At 47.9% G+C, this 16,032-nt stretch carries 17 protein-coding genes; 6 read left to right on the forward strand and 11 right to left on the reverse strand.

Annotated elements, in window-relative coordinates; all coding sequences use genetic code 11:
- Window positions 1-173 precede the first annotated feature (173 nt).
- The 3 genes from AYR61_RS02340 to AYR61_RS02350 all read left to right on the forward strand — a co-directional run bounded on the left by AYR61_RS02340 (window position 174) and on the right by AYR61_RS02350 (window position 3,172).
- The gene (locus AYR61_RS02340) at window positions 174-677 is read left to right on the forward strand and encodes a hypothetical protein (RefSeq protein ID WP_054708626.1); all 504 of its coding nucleotides are present in this window, start codon (window positions 174-176) and stop codon (window positions 675-677) included.
- A 405-nt stretch (window positions 678-1,082) separates the two neighbouring features.
- Window positions 1,083-2,108 carry a sensor histidine kinase gene (locus AYR61_RS02345; protein WP_065901478.1) on the forward strand — a complete coding sequence of 342 codons (1,026 nt, stop codon included), beginning with the start codon at window positions 1,083-1,085 and terminating at the stop codon, window positions 2,106-2,108.
- 452 nt (window positions 2,109-2,560) lie between these two features.
- Window positions 2,561-3,172 (forward strand): LuxR C-terminal-related transcriptional regulator, encoded by a 612-nt coding sequence (locus tag AYR61_RS02350; RefSeq protein ID WP_065901480.1) that lies wholly within the window; start codon window positions 2,561-2,563, stop codon window positions 3,170-3,172.
- Between the two features lie 71 nt (window positions 3,173-3,243).
- On the opposite strand, the gene AYR61_RS02355 is transcribed toward AYR61_RS02350, so the two are convergent.
- From AYR61_RS02355 to AYR61_RS02365, 3 genes are all read right to left on the reverse strand, one after another.
- Complete coding sequence (locus AYR61_RS02355) at window positions 3,244-3,630, reverse strand: SDR family NAD(P)-dependent oxidoreductase (RefSeq protein WP_054708614.1); 387 nt, start codon at window positions 3,628-3,630, stop codon at window positions 3,244-3,246.
- Between the two features lie 164 nt (window positions 3,631-3,794).
- Window positions 3,795-4,700: a helix-turn-helix domain-containing protein gene (locus AYR61_RS02360; protein ID WP_065901488.1), complete on the reverse strand. Its 906-nt coding sequence runs from the start codon at window positions 4,698-4,700 to the stop codon at window positions 3,795-3,797.
- Between the two features lie 21 nt (window positions 4,701-4,721).
- The gene (locus tag AYR61_RS02365; RefSeq protein WP_065901491.1) at window positions 4,722-5,057 is read right to left on the reverse strand and encodes a metal-sulfur cluster assembly factor; all 336 of its coding nucleotides are present in this window, start codon (window positions 5,055-5,057) and stop codon (window positions 4,722-4,724) included.
- Between the two features lie 199 nt (window positions 5,058-5,256).
- Between AYR61_RS02365 and AYR61_RS02370 the strand changes: the two genes are divergently transcribed.
- Both AYR61_RS02370 and AYR61_RS02375 read left to right on the forward strand, forming a co-directional pair.
- Window positions 5,257-5,712: a flavodoxin gene (locus tag AYR61_RS02370; RefSeq protein WP_318529572.1), complete on the forward strand. Its 456-nt coding sequence runs from the start codon at window positions 5,257-5,259 to the stop codon at window positions 5,710-5,712.
- 178 nt (window positions 5,713-5,890) lie between these two features.
- The gene (locus tag AYR61_RS02375; RefSeq protein ID WP_083215450.1) at window positions 5,891-6,556 is read left to right on the forward strand and encodes a Fic family protein; all 666 of its coding nucleotides are present in this window, start codon (window positions 5,891-5,893) and stop codon (window positions 6,554-6,556) included.
- A gap of 396 nt (window positions 6,557-6,952) precedes the next feature.
- Here AYR61_RS02375 and sufB read toward each other — a convergent pair whose 3' ends face one another.
- Genes sufB through sufC form a run of 5 tightly spaced genes read right to left on the reverse strand, consistent with a single transcriptional unit; the run spans window position 6,953 to window position 12,152 of the window.
- On the reverse strand, window positions 6,953-8,359 hold the full coding sequence (gene sufB / locus AYR61_RS02380; protein ID WP_054708609.1) for a Fe-S cluster assembly protein SufB: 1,407 nt from the start codon (window positions 8,357-8,359) through the stop codon (window positions 6,953-6,955).
- A 4-nt stretch (window positions 8,360-8,363) separates the two neighbouring features.
- Entirely contained in the window at window positions 8,364-8,834 is a 471-nt protein-coding gene (sufU, locus tag AYR61_RS02385) for a Fe-S cluster assembly sulfur transfer protein SufU (protein ID WP_065901493.1), read from the reverse strand.
- On the reverse strand, window positions 8,815-10,059 hold the full coding sequence (locus tag AYR61_RS02390; protein WP_054708603.1) for a cysteine desulfurase: 1,245 nt from the start codon (window positions 10,057-10,059) through the stop codon (window positions 8,815-8,817). Before AYR61_RS02390 ends, sufU begins: the two co-directional genes overlap by 20 nt.
- Window positions 10,040-11,344 (reverse strand): Fe-S cluster assembly protein SufD, encoded by a 1,305-nt coding sequence (gene sufD, locus AYR61_RS02395; RefSeq protein ID WP_065901495.1) that lies wholly within the window; start codon window positions 11,342-11,344, stop codon window positions 10,040-10,042. The genes AYR61_RS02390 and sufD overlap by 20 nt, the downstream gene beginning before the upstream one ends.
- Before the next feature lie 13 nt (window positions 11,345-11,357).
- Window positions 11,358-12,152, reverse strand: coding sequence for a Fe-S cluster assembly ATPase SufC (gene sufC, locus AYR61_RS02400; RefSeq protein ID WP_054708597.1), 795 nt, complete (start codon window positions 12,150-12,152; stop codon window positions 11,358-11,360).
- Between the two features lie 1,080 nt (window positions 12,153-13,232).
- Between sufC and AYR61_RS02405 the strand changes: the two genes are divergently transcribed.
- Window positions 13,233-13,700: a hypothetical protein gene (locus AYR61_RS02405; RefSeq protein WP_054708594.1), complete on the forward strand. Its 468-nt coding sequence runs from the start codon at window positions 13,233-13,235 to the stop codon at window positions 13,698-13,700.
- Window positions 13,701-13,773: 73 nt separating this feature from the next.
- Here the strand turns inward: AYR61_RS02405 and AYR61_RS02410 are convergent, their stop codons facing one another.
- The 3 genes from AYR61_RS02410 to AYR61_RS02420 form a co-directional block, all read right to left on the reverse strand.
- Window positions 13,774-14,763 carry a lipoate--protein ligase gene (locus AYR61_RS02410; protein WP_225356504.1) on the reverse strand — a complete coding sequence of 330 codons (990 nt, stop codon included), beginning with the start codon at window positions 14,761-14,763 and terminating at the stop codon, window positions 13,774-13,776.
- A gap of 11 nt (window positions 14,764-14,774) precedes the next feature.
- Window positions 14,775-15,668, reverse strand: a complete 894-nt coding sequence (gene lipA, locus AYR61_RS02415; protein WP_065901501.1) for a lipoyl synthase — start codon at window positions 15,666-15,668, stop codon at window positions 14,775-14,777.
- A 61-nt stretch (window positions 15,669-15,729) separates the two neighbouring features.
- Window positions 15,730-15,972, reverse strand: coding sequence for a lipoyl domain-containing protein (locus AYR61_RS02420; RefSeq protein WP_054708585.1), 243 nt, complete (start codon window positions 15,970-15,972; stop codon window positions 15,730-15,732).
- Window positions 15,973-16,032: the final 60 nt, after the last annotated feature.

Genomic DNA, 16,032 nt, shown 5'->3' on the forward strand with positions numbered 1-16,032 from the left:
CCAGGAAAGCCAGGCCCGGGCTTTTCTGGTCGAAGTCCCCTTATGAGCCGCCCCCTAACCGCCTCCCTCCACGCTCTCCCCAATTAGCCATTTCCCTAATGCCCCCTCCCCTTCCCATCTGCTATACTGCAAGTAACAATAAGTAACGCACAAATTCTAGGGAGGTTGTTGCAATGATTGGGCTTATTTTGACGACGAACACGCCGGTTAAGGACTTGGATCAGATCATTTCAAACACGATTGTCGCTGTTCACAATTTAATCATGCTTTGCGATCAGATTCTGATCAGTTCTAACACTGAAAACTATCAGCGACTTGCCGACCAATTTGCCGACTTCCCCACCGTCACAGTTGTTTCCAATCAGACCGCTTTTGAACAGCGCGACGTGTTGAACGATATTTTTGCCGGGGTTTGCCATAATCCAACGAAAAACGAATATTTATTATTAGACTCATATTATTGCAATATCGAGAATCGTGTCCTCGTTAATCTCGCTAGTTCACAAAATCGGTTTGTTGCGACACCGAGCTCCGATTTCTACACGATTGCCCACTTCTGGACGTCTAAACAGGAACTGCAAGACTTCCTTCAACTTGATGACAATCAGCCTAAGGACTTCATTTGTGACTATCAAAACTGTCTTCCACTCGCCGTTCCAAGCAGCCAGATTTTTTAATGCCCTGGACGCAACTTTTTGAGTACAAGTCTGTTGAATTATGGGATAATCTTTTTATCATGTTCAGTGTGTTTACTGTTTCACAATAAAACCTTGAAAGCTGCAATTTCTTTTTCAAAAATTACAGTTTATTTTTCGTGCATACTTATTTATGTCATAATTTATTCAATCGTATAAAGTGATTAAACACCGATATCACAATGAATCAATGAGCTAACTCTCATTTCCAAAGGACACTGAAAGCACGGCACAGCATCCCCAAATCAAGCAATATATTTTTGTGATTATTTTAGTGAAAAACGCTTTTATCAGCGTGTAAACATGGTATCATTAAGGGGAAAATAATTGGTGTTTCAAGCCTTTCAAAACGACACTCTAAATCCTTGAAAGTCTGGTGATGACGTTTTGGCAACTGCACAACATTGGATCGAACACTATTTTGACGAAGCCAGCGACGCCATCTACCTCTTTCAAGAGGACACTCTGCTGGTCAGTAACAAGCTTGCCCAGGACCTACAAGACGAACTGCATTTTGCGCCCAACTACCTCGTCCAGGTGGCTGACGCCGCCGTTAAACAGAAGTTTGCGCCAACCGATGACTGTTTTAGTTGTTCGATTCGCAGTATGATGCATGAGATTTCCATTCCAATCACCCTCGCCAACGACAAGCGTCATCCGTTAAACTATTTTTTGATCTACCACGTGATCGACGTGCCAACCAAGGTCTTTTCGCTAACGCTGAAGAGTCGCGGCACCATCGACCGCATGGATGAAATGGCCGAGCAACGGCAACTCAGCCGCTACGTGTCGGAAGCGCAGGAAAAAGAACGTAAAAACATCTCGGAGGACCTCCACGACAGTATCGCGCAGAGTATGTATTCCGCAATTATGGGTGTTCGCCGGCTCGCCAAGGATAGCCTGTCACCGACTGAAACGGAAGAACTGACGGCTGGCATTGAAAAACAACTCAACGATACACTGGAGGAAGTGAAAGGCATGGCACTGGACATCCGACCATCTGTTCTCGATAACTTTGGGCTGATTCCCGCCTTACGGGTCCTAGCTGAGCGGTCAGAAGAAGCCACGGGAATCACCACAACCGTAAGTGGCAGCGCCAAGACCGATGTCCTGAGTGCTGAAACGCAAAACGTCCTCTACCGCATTGCGCAAGAAGCCATTCACAACGCGTTGAAGCACGCCGAACCTCATGAAATCGACCTCTTGCTCGTTTCGCATAACCACTTCATCACGCTTGAGATCATGGACGACGGCAAGGGCTTCGAAGTCCCGAAACACCAAGAATTCAACGGCCGCTCCATGGGCCTCATGAACATGAATGAACGCGTTAAGGCGCTCAATGGTGCCTTTAGTATTAAATCAGAACCGGGAAATGGGACAATGGTGACGGTGAAGTTTCCGGTAGCGTTGTAGAGAGTGTGGAAGAAGGCGGTTAAGGGGCAGAATGTAACGGACTCTGGCAGAAAATCCCGGGTCTGGATTTTTTGCCAGAGTCCGTTACATGGCCGCCCCTTGCCTTCTGGAACACGTTTCGGCAATGTGACATGAAACCACGTCGCAAGGCGCACTATGGTCTAAGATAAGCACTAACTGACCTTGGTATTTTTGCCAGAGTTAGCTTACGCAGTAGCCCCTTGCCTTCTGGAACACGTTTCGGCAATGTGGCCTGAAACCACGTCGCAAGGCGCACTATGGTCTAAGATAAGCACTACTGAACTTGGCATTTTTGCCAGAGTTGCATGCGCCATATTCCCTACCTTCTACAATACTTTTTAGCCAAGAACAACTAGAACGAGAATAAATTCCAAACCAGAATACTACAAAAAAGAAATCACCAACCAAAAAACAAAAAAGGAGGACTCAGCATGTACAACGTGATGATTGCCGACGACCAGCCAAATTTCACGGTGGTTGACCAAGCAGCCAACGGGACTGATACCTATCTGCGCGTCGAACGCGGCGACATTGATATTTTAGTGATGGATCTCAGCATGCCGCCTGGTGAATCCGGTCTGATCACGACGCAAAAGATTCACGAACAGTTTCCGGATGTCCGGATTCTTATTTTATCGATGCACGAAGAACAAGAGTACATCAACCAGTCGATTCATAACGGCGCCATGTCGTACGTGCTGAAAAGTTCCTCCGATGATGAACTGCTGCACGCCCTTTCGGCACTGGCCAATGGTGACACCTACATTGATAAGAGTATCAAGATCTCAAAAACGGATCTCGAGCAGATCAATTCTGGTGACGTCAACGTCAAACTAAAGAGCTATAATGCCCTTTCCAAACGAGAACGTGATGTCTTGCCGCTGGTCACGCTGGGGTATTCTAACAAAGAGATTGCCGCCGAATTGTTTATTTCGACTAAAACTGTTGAGGCGCACAAAGCTAGCATCATGCATAAGTTAAAACTGCATTCGCGGGCCGATTTAATTCGGTATGCGGTGCATCATCATTTGATTGATATTTAAAACTGCGTTAAAGAAACGGACTATTTTAAAATAGTCCGTTTCTTTGTCTTACTTTAAACATTTTCAATTTTTTACCAAGGTTCAGGCCCCTGGTCACTCGTAAATGTCCCATTAAGCTCGTTCTTCGGATCCAGTGCCAGCTCAATCGCCCGCGCAGCCCCTTGTTCAACGGTCTTGGCACCGTTAGCTTCAAAAGCTTTCTTGTCCATCAAATCAGTTGCTGTCATCCCAGGGTTAACCGCGTTAGACGTGATGTTGGTATCCTTGAGTTCCTTACTGTAGGAAACGACCATCGCATTTAACGCTGTCTTAGACGCCTGGTATGGGAAAGCAATGATCTTTGAGAACATCGACGTTGGATCAGTTGCTAGTCCAAGCGAGCCCATGTCACTGGTAATGGTGATAATTTTGCCAAACGGTGCCTTCTTCAGTAATGGAATCGCTAATGTTATAGACATTGTCAGCCACCTGTGTGACCGTGTATAGGTTATCCACGATGAGGACCTCCTCTATTTTGATTGCCCCAAGTATAAAAAAGACCTGCTCATCTGAGTAGGCCTTTTCGTTGTCAAAACACTATTTTTTGTCACTTTTCATTTAAAAGTTCAACTAACACTTTCCGTTAAGGCACCAAATCCTGCAGATCCAACCCTTTCGCGTACCGATTGCGCAACGCAGCCAGTTTCACGGTAATAATTTGATTCTTATTCAGGTTCGCAAACACGCGCGCTTCAGTCATCAGATCCTCGACCTGGGTCTTCTCCTGCTTTTCCCGAATGGCGTTTTCCGCCGCCAGGAACTTCAACCGCGGTAAATAATACGTGACATGCTTGATCGAGCACAGGTTCATCCCGGTCTCAATCAGCTCATCACTGGTCGTTAACTGGTCCTGCAAGGCATAGTAGTATGCCGTGTAGAAGATCAGCGTCAACAAGCGCAGGTCATCACGCCGCGGGTCATCATCGGACTGTGGCCGCTCCAACTGGGTCTTGATAAAGTCGTTGACCTTGCAGAAGTAAAATTGCGCCCGTTCGAACTGCTTCTTCCGAATATAGGTCAGGCCAGACCCCACGTAGGCTAATTGCGAAAAAATCGTATCGTGGCGTTCATCTAAATCGTTTAAAATCTGCGAGAAATCGTATAAAACGACCTCTGGTGCGCGGTTGATCAGTGCGTTTAACATCCCGCGTAAATAGTAGAACTGAATCCGCAACGGAATCGGGCTGATCTGCTCCTCATCGATGCCAGAAATCGTCTGCAGCACCGTTTGGTAATCACCCATGGCAAGTTGCCGTTCCGCTGTATCCAACTGTTTTTGAATCTGGTTCGTCGACGAAATCTCATCCGAATTCAGGTCATCAATGGTCAACCCAATCCGCGTACATAACTGGGTCAAGATCACCAGTGACGGTACCCGACCACTGGATTCAAACTTACTTAGCGTGGACTGGGTGCAGATGCCCTCACACATTTTCACCTGAGAAATGCGCAATTCTTTTCTGCGGTCCACAAATTTTTTTATGTTCATCTCAATCATCCATTTCTATGTCTAGCCGTGAATCCCAAGCGCAACCTTCGCGAAACGACTCATCCGGTCCATGTCCCATGCTGGTTCCCAGACTAAATTAATGTCGCAGGCCGTCACGCCATCGACAGAAACGATCGCCTGGGTAATTTGGTCGTTTAACAGGTTCCCGAGTGGGCAGCCCATGGTGGTCAACGTCATCGTGACCACGCACGCCCCATCGTCGTCCACGTTGATGTCGTAAATCAGACCAAGATTGACCATATCAATGCCCAGTTCTGGATCAATGACGTCCTCAAGTGCTGTCATAACCTTGTTTTCAATGGGTGAAAATTCCGTTCCTAATTCTTCGTCTGCCATGGTGTACCCCTCCGTTAGGTTTTTTTGGTGATTTCGGTGTGATCAACGGGCAAATTGAGCCCGTATTCAAGTCAAAGATTAAAATATTCTCACGTTACGTTAATTATGCCACGGAAATATTCCTAGTGGAATTAGTCATTTCCCTTATTAAGTAAAAAATTGAACAATGCTATACTTTTTAAGTGAAAGGTGTTGATTGTTGATGAATGCATCCGTCATTTATGCATCACTTACTGGAAATAACGAAGAAGTTGCTGAAATTGTTGTGCAACAACTTAAAGATAAGGGCCTCGACCCTGAATTAACCGAGATCTCACAGGCTGACGCTGAAGACCTCGAAGACGATGACCTGATCGTTATCGTGCCCTATACCGACGGCGAGGGTGAGCTCCCCGACGAAGGCATGGACTTCTACGATGATATCCAGGACTTGGATCTCACCGGAAAAGTCTTTGGTGTGACCGGCTCCGGTGATACCTTCTACGGCGACGACTACTGCAAAGCAGTCACCTATTTTGACAAACAAATTGCCGGAACTGGCGCCACTCGTGGTGCTGAACCGCTGTTCATTAACCTGCAGGCTGATGATGAAGATAAGAAGCACTTGGATGCCTTTACTGATTCGTTGTTGAAGAGCGTTTCGCAAGGGGCTTAAACAACTATTTTAAAGTCAATGTTAGCTTTAACAAAATAGCCTTTTGATAAGGGGATGGTCGATTCTAAGGCTTCCCCTTTTTATGTACAAATAGTGCCATCACAGCATACTTTACTTGCCATTTTCATCTAGTATTAATAGGCTATCCATAAACAGAATAAAGGAGTTGTACAACGTTATGCTGGCAGATAAACACCACCTTTCACCTTTAGAAAACCATCGCTTGCTAGCAGTCACCCTGCCAGCACTCATTTATGCTAATTCAAAATTCGAAGGTGTGACGGTATCGCAACAAGATGTGTATTCTATTTTAGATGGCCATCAACCAGCCACCATTACGCCAGATGAGTTACTGATCATTACGAATTTACAGCACGCATGGCATCTTGTTCTCACTTGTAGCGCGCCTTTCTCGCTGACAATGGCTTGTCGGATCAACGCTGCTGTTGCCGAAAATGAAGCCCTGGTTTGGGGCCAGCTTCGTGATGGACAGATCTACACTGAAGATGCAAAATATGTTCCAAATATTCCTAACAATACGACTGTTTCCTTGTGGATCAACACCTTAATGACAAGTAACCTGTCCGCCACGGAAAAGGCACTACGCCACATGCTGCGGGCCGACCGAGAACAGTTATTCTGGGATGGCAACAAACGCACTTCCATTGTGGCAGCTAATTATATTATGATCAATGCTGGCACCGGTCTGGTTAATATTACCGAGGTACAGCTACCTGAATGGAATCGGTTACTGACGGCTTATTATGAAACTGGTGATGATGCGCCGTTGCTAGCGTGGCTTTATGAAAATTGTATTCATGGGTTAACGCGTCAGGGAAAATAGACTAAAAATCCTGTTTCACCATTTTTTGGTGAGACAGGATTTTTTTGCTTTGATGTTTATAGGAATTGAGTGGTTCTATAGCGCTGTTGTGTGGAACACTGGAATCAGCTTTTATTCGCCTTCGTGCGCCTTGCGACGTGCTCCCATTTCACATTGCCGAAACGTGTTCCAGAAGGCAAGGGGCCGCCATGTAACGGACTCTGGCAAAAAATCCAGAATCGGATTGCACTTTTCTTTGCCTTTGTGCGGCTTGCGACGTGCTCTCATTTCACATTGCCGAAACGTGTTCCAGAAGGCAGGGGGCTACTGCGTAAGTAACTCTGGCAAAAATGCCAGGTTCGGGCATTTCTGCCAGAGTTACTTACGCTCCGCCCCCTTAACGCCTTCTTCCACACTCTACCCTATTGACCCCTCCATCTCAAAACTAATCAACCGATTCAACTCCACCGCATATTCCATTGGAAGCTGCTTCGTAAATGGTTCCACGAAGCCCATGATGATCATTTCGGTTGCCTTTGCTTCCGAGATGCCACGACTCATCAGGTAGTAGAGTTGTTCTTCTGAGATCTTTGAAACTTTCGCTTCATGTTCCATGGCCACATTACCGTTATAGATTTCGTTATACGGAATCGTATCCGACGATGACTGGTCGTCCATAATGATCGTATCACATTCCACGTGCGCCTTTGAGCCGTCTGACTTTTCGGTAAACCGGACTGTCCCACGATAATCCGTGGAACCACCCGTTTTCGCGATGGACTTAGACACAATTGAACTCGATGTGTTTGGCGCGTTGTGAATCATCCGCGCACCGGAATCTTGGTGGATTCCGTTACTTGCGACGGCGATGGACAACATGGTCCCACGAGCGCCACGGCCGTTAAGATAAACGCTTGGGTACTTCATGGTGACCTTTGACCCCAAGTTGCCATCGACCCATTCCATCGTGGCATTTTCTTCAGCAGCGGCCCGCTTGGTTTCCAAACTATACACGTTATCAGACCAGTTTTGAATCGTGGTGTAGCGACAGTAGGCGTCACGTTCCACGTTCACTTCAACAACGGCCGCGTGCAGACTATCCGTTGAGTAGTTTGGTGCAGTACACCCTTCAACGTAGTCCACGTGGGCGCCTTCGTCGACGATGATCAATGTCCGTTCAAATTGACCTGAGTTTTCAGAGTTCAACCGGAAGTACGATTGGATCGGTGTCTTCGTTTGCACACCCTTCGGCACGTAAATGAAGGACCCGCCAGACCAGACCGCCCCGTTTAAGGCAGCGAACTTGTTGTCGAACGGCTTAACTAACTTGCCAAACCACTTCTTGAATAGCTCTGGATATTCACGTAATGCGGTATCGGTATCCGTAAAGATGATGCCTAATTTATCGAAATCATCTTTCATGTTGTGGTAGACCACTTCTGACTCGTATTGCGCAGAGGACCCAGCCAAATACTTCCGCTCAGCTTCGGGCACCCCTAACCGGTCGAAGGTCTTCTTGATGTCATCTGGCACATCTTCCCAGTCCCGGTACTTTTTGTCGGTCATTTTTTGGTAATATCGCATGTTCTTGAGATCAAGCTTAGTCAAGTCAGGTCCGTATGCCGGGTATGGCATTTCCTTATAGATCTTATAGGCGTTTAACCGGTAGTCCAACATCCATTGCGGTTCGTGCTTTTCAGCAGAAATTTCACGCACAATTTCTTCGGTCAGGCCACGCCCCGTGGTAAACGCTGGCTTCACATCATCGTGGAACCCGTATTCGTAATCTTGGTCGTTTTTAATGCTATCAGGTATTTCACTCATATGCCTAATCCTCCTTCTCCGTTGTCTGGGCACCGTTTTCGCCAAGTAAGGCCTGTTGTAAGGCCCACCAGGAAAGCGTTGCGCACTTGATTCGTGCTGGGAAGCTCATGATCGACGACAGAATGGCTGCGTCCTCGAGCTGATCCAAGTCGGCTTGTGGATGTTCCTTACCCATGACCATGTCGGAAAACGTCTTGGCCATATGCAGGGCATCTTCCTTTGACTTGCCCATCACTGCATCGGTCATCATGCTGGCAGAGGACTGACTGATCGTGCAGCCGTCGCCGGTAAAGCCGATGTTTTTGATTTTATCATCATCCGTTAATTCAATTTCGAGATTGATCACGTCACCACAGGTTGGGTTTTTCAGGGTAATGGTCTTATCCGCGTGATCGAGTTGATGTTTATGGTGCGGGTGATCTGAATGATCCAAGATGACCTCGCGATACAGACTATTAAGCTTTGACAGTCCCATGATTAAAGAACTCCTTTGTTTCCTGAATTGCACTGAGTAATTTGTCAGCGTCCGCCTCGGTATTGTATAAATACAGGCTGGCACGGGCAGTGGCGGTCAGTCCAAGATATGCCATCAGTGGTTGCGCACAGTGGTGACCGGCCCGAACGGCGATGCCTTCCATATCTAAGGCAGTCGCTACGTCGTGGGGGTGCAGGTTATCCAAATTAAACGCAATAACGCCGGTGTGTTTTGCTGGGTCCTGAGGGCCGTAAACCGTGACACCATCAACCGCTTCGAGCTTAGGCAACAAGTAGTTCACGAGTGCTTGCTCGTGCGCCTGAACGTTGTCCATCCCGATGTTTTCGAGGTAGTCAACGGCGGTGCCTAACCCAATCGCGCCGGCAATGTTTTGCGTCCCGGCTTCGAACTTGTAGGGTAATTCAGCCCAGGTACTTTCAAACTGGTGCACGAACCCGATCATTTCACCACCGTACTGGTAGGGCGGCATTGCTTCAAGCAATTCTCGTTTGCCGTACAGAATACCGATTCCAGTTGGCCCCATCATTTTGTGACCGGAGAAGGCGTAGAAATCAACGTCCAGATCCTGGACATCAATAGCCATGTGCGGCACGGATTGCGCCCCGTCACCCACAAATACTGCCCCGTGTTGATGAGCAATTGCGGCCAGTTCCTTGATGGGACTAACAGTCCCCATCACGTTGCTGGCGTGGGCCACGGCAACGATTTTCGTCTTATCGGTGATCAGCGTTTTGGCTTCTTCAAGATCAATCTCACCATCATCCGTTAAATGAATATACTTCAACGTGGCGTGCTTCTTGAGTGCCAATTGCTGCCAAGGAATCAGATTACTATGGTGTTCCATAATGGAAATGACGATCTCATCGCCAGCTTCGACATTCGCTTCACCATAGGTGCTGGCAACGAGGTTCAACCCGTCAGTACAGCCCTTCGTGTAAATGATTTCTTCTGGTTCCGGTGCGTTGATGAAGTGTTGCACCTTGCGCCGGGCTTCTTCATATTCAGCAGTGGCACGTTCTGCCAGGGTGTGCACCCCGCGTAACACGTTGGCGTTATCGTTTTGATAAAAGTGGACTAACGACTCAACAACTTGGTTGGGACGCTGGGCGGTGGCGGCGTTGTCTAAATAAACAAGCCGCTCATCGTTAACTTTTTGGTTTAAAACTGGAAAATCTGCTGCGACCTTATTCAAGTTGTTGACCATCTTCAAGCTTCCTTTCGAGAATATCGATCATTTCTTGACGCACTTCCGGGAGCGGTACGGCACCGATAACGGCACTGAGGAACCCGCGAATAACCATCCGTTGGGCAGTTGGCTTCGCAATCCCCCGACTCATCAGGTAGTACATCTGTTCCTGGTCGACTTGGCCCACACTAGCAGCGTGACCGGCCAACACATCGTTTTCATCGATCAAGAGGATCGGGTTCGCGTCCCCATGCGCTCCGTTGGACATCATCAAGACCCGGTTTTCCTGTTCCGCATTGGCACCGGAAGCCCCGTGAATAATATCGCCGATCCCGTTAAAGACCAGTTCAGACTTCTTCAACAGCACGCCCCGTTGCAGGATAAATCCAGTTGAGCGCTTCCCGTGGTTCGTCACGCGGTTGTTGATGCCTTCCCGCTGATCGCCGGAGGTCACCGCAATGACCTTGGAATCGGCCTTAGAACCTTGGCCAATCAATTCGGAGTCAAAGTCCCCGACCGTTTTCCCGTCGTTCATTAAGCCGATGGCCCAATCCACCGTTGCGTTATCGCCGATGTTCGCACGACGCTTCAGGTAGCCGGTGGTATGCTCGCCCAATTCATCCAGTGAGGAGAAGTGCACTTCACTATTTGGCTTTGCTACCATTTCAACGGCAGCGCTCGCCGCGTTTTCTTCGTCGCCCACCGTTGCCATGTGTTGAATGTAAGAGAACTTAGCATTGTCTTCTGCCACAATCAAAACGTGGGAAACCATGGGTTGTTTGCGGGTACTATCTTGAATCAGGTAGGCTTCAATTGGCTTTTCGATCTCAACGCCCTTTGGTACGTACAGGAATAACCCTGAGTTCAAGAAAGCGGCGTGATAACTCGTCAACCGGTCCTCACCTAATTTAATTTCACGGAACAAGTATTTTTCAACCAGTTCAGCATGGTCATGCAGGGCGGTAAACAGGTCGGTTAGGATAACACCCTGTTGTTTTAAATCGTCTGGTAGGTTAACAGCGACGGTCGTTTGTCCTGCTTGAACAAACTGGATTCGGTCTTCGGCCAACGGCACGCTGGCTGCTAACGCCTTGTCAGAATCCTTAAATTCAAGGGGTTCATCCGTTGGGGTCAGCGTCCAGGCACTGTACCGAAACCGCTGCATGTTCGGAAACCCAAGGTCGACCAGGTCATCGATAGCGGCCACCCGGTGGTCAACGAGCCATTGTGGTTCGTTATGGGCTTTCGCTGCAGCCGCCACGTCCGTTTTGAGTGTTTCATAATTTTGAACTGCTTCTGTCATCGATTACCCCTCCTTAGTCTTCGTCAACCAGGTTAACGTCCAGGCCAAGTTCGTCACGCAGACCAGCGTATCCTTCGTCTTCCAACTTTTGAGCCAATTCAGCATCGCCAGTCTTCACGATTCGACCGCCCATCATCACGTGAACGACATCAGGCACAATGTAGTTCAACAGTCGTTGATAGTGGGTAATGATCAGTGAACCAAAGTCGTCGCCACGTAGGGAGTTGACCCCTTTTGAAACGACCTTGAGGGCATCGATATCCAACCCTGAGTCGATTTCATCAAGTAAGGCAAATGATGGCTTGATCATGAGTAATTGTAAAATTTCATTTCGTTTCTTTTCACCACCGGAGAAGCCTTCGTTGAGGTAACGTTCTGTCATCTCTTGGCTCATATCCAGCAGGTCGAGGTTCTTATCAAGTTCCTTCAAGAAGGCCATAACAGAGATCTGGTCATCTTGAGGACGGCGGGCATTCATGGCAGCCCGTAAGAATTCAGCATTCGTCACCCCTTGAATTTCAGCGGGGTACTGCATCCCGAGGAACAGGCCTTTACGTGCCCGTTCGTCAACCGGCATATTAATGATGGATTCGCCGTTTAATAAGATATCACCTTGAGTGACATGATAGGCTGACTGGCCCATGATCGTTTGAGAAAGGGTTGATTTCCCTGTCCCGTTGGGGCCCATGATGGCGTGGATTTCGCCAGTGTTCATGGTCAGGTTCACGCCCTTTAAAATTTCACGTTTCGTTTGTTTCTCTTCGTCTTCAACTTCAACATGTAAATCTTTAACTTCCAAAGTAGCCATTATCTATCATCCTCCACAGAAAGTGATTATCTTTAAATTACTCTTTTAACGAGTATTATCAAGTCCTATTAAATATTCCTAAGAACCATAATATTCTCATAATCCTTACCGGAACCCGCCACAAAAGGCGGTTAAATGGGCTTTACCCTTTACATAAATAAATTATAGTATTCTGGCAGTTCAAAAAGAATTAGGCATTTCCCCTATCTCTGAAATAGCGCTATCATTGCGTTTTTCCTTGTCACTAGTGAATTCCTTCATTTGAGCATTCCATTATTCATTGGAATAGTTGTCATAATCGTATTCCTGGTACTATCCCATCAATTTTGAGTGAGGCCCAAGGTTAACTGCCGATTCGTTGCGCCGGTCGGCCCTGCAGGCTGTAGTGGGTCGCTTCGGAGCTATTGAATTTCTTTGCATAAATTCAAGGATCTCCTCCGTCTCCCGTGTTTGTAGGCGAGGACAGAACCCTCGCCAACAAACACCGACACTACTGCCTGCAATGCCGACCGGCTCCACTACGCTGATATTTGCGGTTCACTTTAGGAAAGTGCTATCGCTTACCTTGATAACAGAACGTTACGTGCAGTGAAACTTTAACTGCAAACTTCCACCCATCGGCCTCAATTCAACCAGGTTCGCTGATAATCGGTTATCTGCAGTCGAGGGCGGATAATCTGCAAACTGGAATTGATTAGATGTCGATACTTAGCCTAAAGCGACAAGCTTGCTGATTACGAGTGGAATGGAGCGATTTGGCACGGAGTTGCGGTGTCGATATCACTTAGTGGGCGTGTTTTTCGGTCACCTAGTGATATGCGAGTCGAATGAGATCCACTCGAGAGCTGCGCAGCAGAAATCGAGTTAGCTCATTCGCGAGCCACCACAGCGGAGTGCCAAATCGCGCAATGCAACGGGCTTTTCCCACTTCATAATGGCAGTACGTAATCCGACGTTTCCCCCAAATAAATCCAAGACTACTGTTTAAGAACAACTAGCAGTATAATGAAGCAACTTCATATTTTTAGACTAAGGATGCGGGTAGGTATCAGGAAGTTGCATCCACAAAGGAGCAGGCTTATGACCTATAAAGTAAATTTTAAAACGGTGGAGACAACGGGGCTAGAATCGTCACCCGTTGTTGACGCGCTGGCTGGTCTTCGGGCAAACGAGGCGCGCTATTTTTGGAACAAGTACAAGCATGAATATGTCACAGAACCGGCTAGTGACCACCCGGAATTGATCGACCGCGTGAACACGATCCTCAAAGAGCGGGATATGGTGCTGCCATACAAGCCGCTGGAAGTTTCTGACTTCGTTGTCGATGGTGTGCGGTGGACCTATGTCTTTTACGAAAACGGGCTGTCGATCAACGTTTTGTACACGTTGGAAGACGGCGGGAAGCGCGCCGTTGGCTTCAAGCTTTCAGACGGTATGGACATCCCGGATGTGTTTGAAGGCAAATTCAAGTTTGCCCGACAAAAATCAAAACTTGCCGGTACGATTCGCGGGTCGTTCTTTAAGATCAAGGGCGACTATCCAGATTAGAGAGTGGAACAAACCGGTTAAAGACTTGCACAGAAGGACATTTTTAGACTATAAAAGCAGTTGAGAAATCACATCATTTCTCAACTGCTTTCTTGTCATCAAATAACACCTCAACGAGTTGCTCAGCAGTGATGCCCAAAATCGGTGTCACACTGAGTTTTCTCGCTATCACTGTTTTCATTATCTCGCGGTCAAACGGCTTACCCAATAACGCCTTACTAAACTGGCTGGTATCTAAATTACTGAAGAAGTCCCCAGAAAGTCGCACTGCCGATAAGCGACCATCATTCAGGCTGTAATCGATCTGAACCAAGCCGCCACCCTTCACGTAGCGCTTACGCGTCATCTGAAAGGTTTGCCGGTCACCATAGATCACCGCTGGGTCAGCAAACCGTTCCGCGGCGATCTCACTGATCCGGGCTTCATCGGCCGCCGTCAGCGTCACCGTTCGGCAATTGTTTGCCGAACTAACGGCGTCAATAATCCCCTGTCGAAACTGTTCAGGTGTCCAGTCTGGTTTCTGAGCCTTTAAATTGATCGTTCGCTGGTGAACAGAATGGATGTGCTTCGCCTTTTGTTTGACCGGATCGACCTTCAACACGCTGGCCATTGTGGCCATATCAGAATCAAACAACAAACTGCCGTGATGCAACTTGTAGCCAGGTTCATCGTACTGGGCACTGCCAGACACTTTCAGGCCATCAACGACCAAGTCGTTTCGGCTATCTGTCGTGGCGTGGATACCAACAGCAACCAGCGCTTGTTGAATGAGCGTCAATCCCTGTGAAAAATCCAGGTCATTTGTCTGGTCCGGCATGATCAACGTAAACTGGCAGCCGCCCTCATCCGTATAGATGGTCCCGCCACCCGAATACCGGCGGACCACCGTGAGGCCGTGCGCGTCAACAGCGTTTAAATCAAGTTCTGAAAACGCGTCCTGGTACTTGCCGAGCATCACCGTTGGCGTCGTCGTCCACAGCATGAAGACCGGTTCGTTGAAGGCGTGTGCCGTCATCAGATAATATTCCAGTGCGAAGTTATGGTAAACGTCCCGCGATGTCACTGGCAGGGTGATCATTTGTTATAAACGGACTCCAGCTCTTCCTTTGCCTTGTATGAACTCCGAACCAGTGGTGAGCTGGCAACGAACTTGAAGCCGCGACTCATGGCTTCCTTGTAGTATTTTTGATACCGTTCCATTGGGACCCATTCGCGCAACCGGTAGTTCTTTGGACCTGGTTGGACGTACTGGCCAATGGTCAAGAAGTCAACGTCGACGGCACGCAGGTCGTCCATTAATTGGTAAACTTCGTCGTCTTTTTCGCCAAGACCAAGCATGATCCCAGTCTTCACGTAGGTTTCCTTAGGCGCATGTTCCTTCACGTACTTCAAAACGCCGAGTGAACAATCGTACGTTGCCCGGTTCCGAACCTTAGGAGTGATCGACCGGACTGTTTCCATGTTGTGGTTGAACACGTCAGGCTTTGCGGCAATCACCTTGTCGAGGCAGTCGGTACGGCCTTGGAAATCAGGGGTCAGCACTTCGATGGTGGTATCGGGGTTCAATTCACGAATGGCGTGGATGGTGCGGACAAATTGGTCAGCGCCTAAATCTGGCAGATCATCCCGGTCAACACTGGTCACAACCACGTGGCTTAATTCCAACTTTTTAGTGGCTTGCGCAACCCGAAGCGGTTCGAACAGATCAACTTCTTGCGGATTACCGTGAGGAATGTCGCAGAACCGGCATGCTCGGGTACAGTTCGGGCCAAGGATGATAAATGAAGCGGTCCCGCTCCCTAAACATTCACCCAGATTAGGACAATTAGCTTCAGCACACACGGTGTTGAGCTTCATCCCCTTGAGCATGTCCTCCATCTTATCAACTTTCTTTTGGTCATAGGTCACCTTTAACCAGGTTGGTTTTTTCGTGGCGACGGAGACGTTTGCGTGTTCGTGTTTTGTCATGATGCTCACTCAGCTTTCTGAAGTGGGTCAGGCCACTTCGCGATTTTATTAGTAGTGTTAATTAATCAGCAGTTTGAATGGTAGCGACTAGGTCATCAACCTTAGTGGCATCACCGGTGGCAACGTTTTGTGCCTTCAGTACCCCGGCCTCTTGGCTTTCAACTTGGCTAACCGCTTTTTCGGTCTCAACTTCAAACAAAACGTCGCCTTCCTTAACATCGTCGCCAACGTTCTTCAACCATTTTCCGAAGAAATACTCATCTGACTTTGGACTTAATTTTGGCATGTGCACTTCTTTTAGCATTTGAATCGCTCCTCACTGTTTTGTTTACGACCCCAATATAGCACGAAAAATTCGGATGGT

The sequence above is a fragment of the Secundilactobacillus paracollinoides genome, from assembly GCF_001702155.1.
Lineage (GTDB): Bacteria > Bacillota > Bacilli > Lactobacillales > Lactobacillaceae > Secundilactobacillus > Secundilactobacillus paracollinoides.

Coding starts and splice junctions, on each gene's coding strand:
- AYR61_RS02340 (WP_054708626.1), top strand. CDS start 174: ATGATTGGGCTTATTTTGACGACGAACACGCCGGTTAAGGACTTGGAT.
- AYR61_RS02350 (WP_065901480.1), top strand. CDS start 2,561: ATGTACAACGTGATGATTGCCGACGACCAGCCAAATTTCACGGTGGTT.
- AYR61_RS02355 (WP_054708614.1), bottom strand. CDS start 3,630: ATGTCTATAACATTAGCGATTCCATTACTGAAGAAGGCACCGTTTGGC.
- AYR61_RS02360 (WP_065901488.1), bottom strand. CDS start 4,700: ATGAACATAAAAAAATTTGTGGACCGCAGAAAAGAATTGCGCATTTCT.
- AYR61_RS02365 (WP_065901491.1), bottom strand. CDS start 5,057: ATGGCAGACGAAGAATTAGGAACGGAATTTTCACCCATTGAAAACAAG.
- AYR61_RS02375 (WP_083215450.1), top strand. CDS start 5,891: ATGCTGGCAGATAAACACCACCTTTCACCTTTAGAAAACCATCGCTTG.
- sufB (WP_054708609.1), bottom strand. CDS start 8,359: ATGAGTGAAATACCTGATAGCATTAAAAACGACCAAGATTACGAATAC.
- sufU (WP_065901493.1), bottom strand. CDS start 8,834: ATGGGACTGTCAAAGCTTAATAGTCTGTATCGCGAGGTCATCTTGGAT.
- AYR61_RS02390 (WP_054708603.1), bottom strand. CDS start 10,059: ATGGTCAACAACTTGAATAAGGTCGCAGCAGATTTTCCAGTTTTAAAC.
- sufD (WP_065901495.1), bottom strand. CDS start 11,344: ATGACAGAAGCAGTTCAAAATTATGAAACACTCAAAACGGACGTGGCG.
- sufC (WP_054708597.1), bottom strand. CDS start 12,152: ATGGCTACTTTGGAAGTTAAAGATTTACATGTTGAAGTTGAAGACGAA.
- AYR61_RS02405 (WP_054708594.1), top strand. CDS start 13,233: ATGACCTATAAAGTAAATTTTAAAACGGTGGAGACAACGGGGCTAGAA.
- lipA (WP_065901501.1), bottom strand. CDS start 15,668: ATGACAAAACACGAACACGCAAACGTCTCCGTCGCCACGAAAAAACCA.
- AYR61_RS02420 (WP_054708585.1), bottom strand. CDS start 15,972: ATGCTAAAAGAAGTGCACATGCCAAAATTAAGTCCAAAGTCAGATGAG.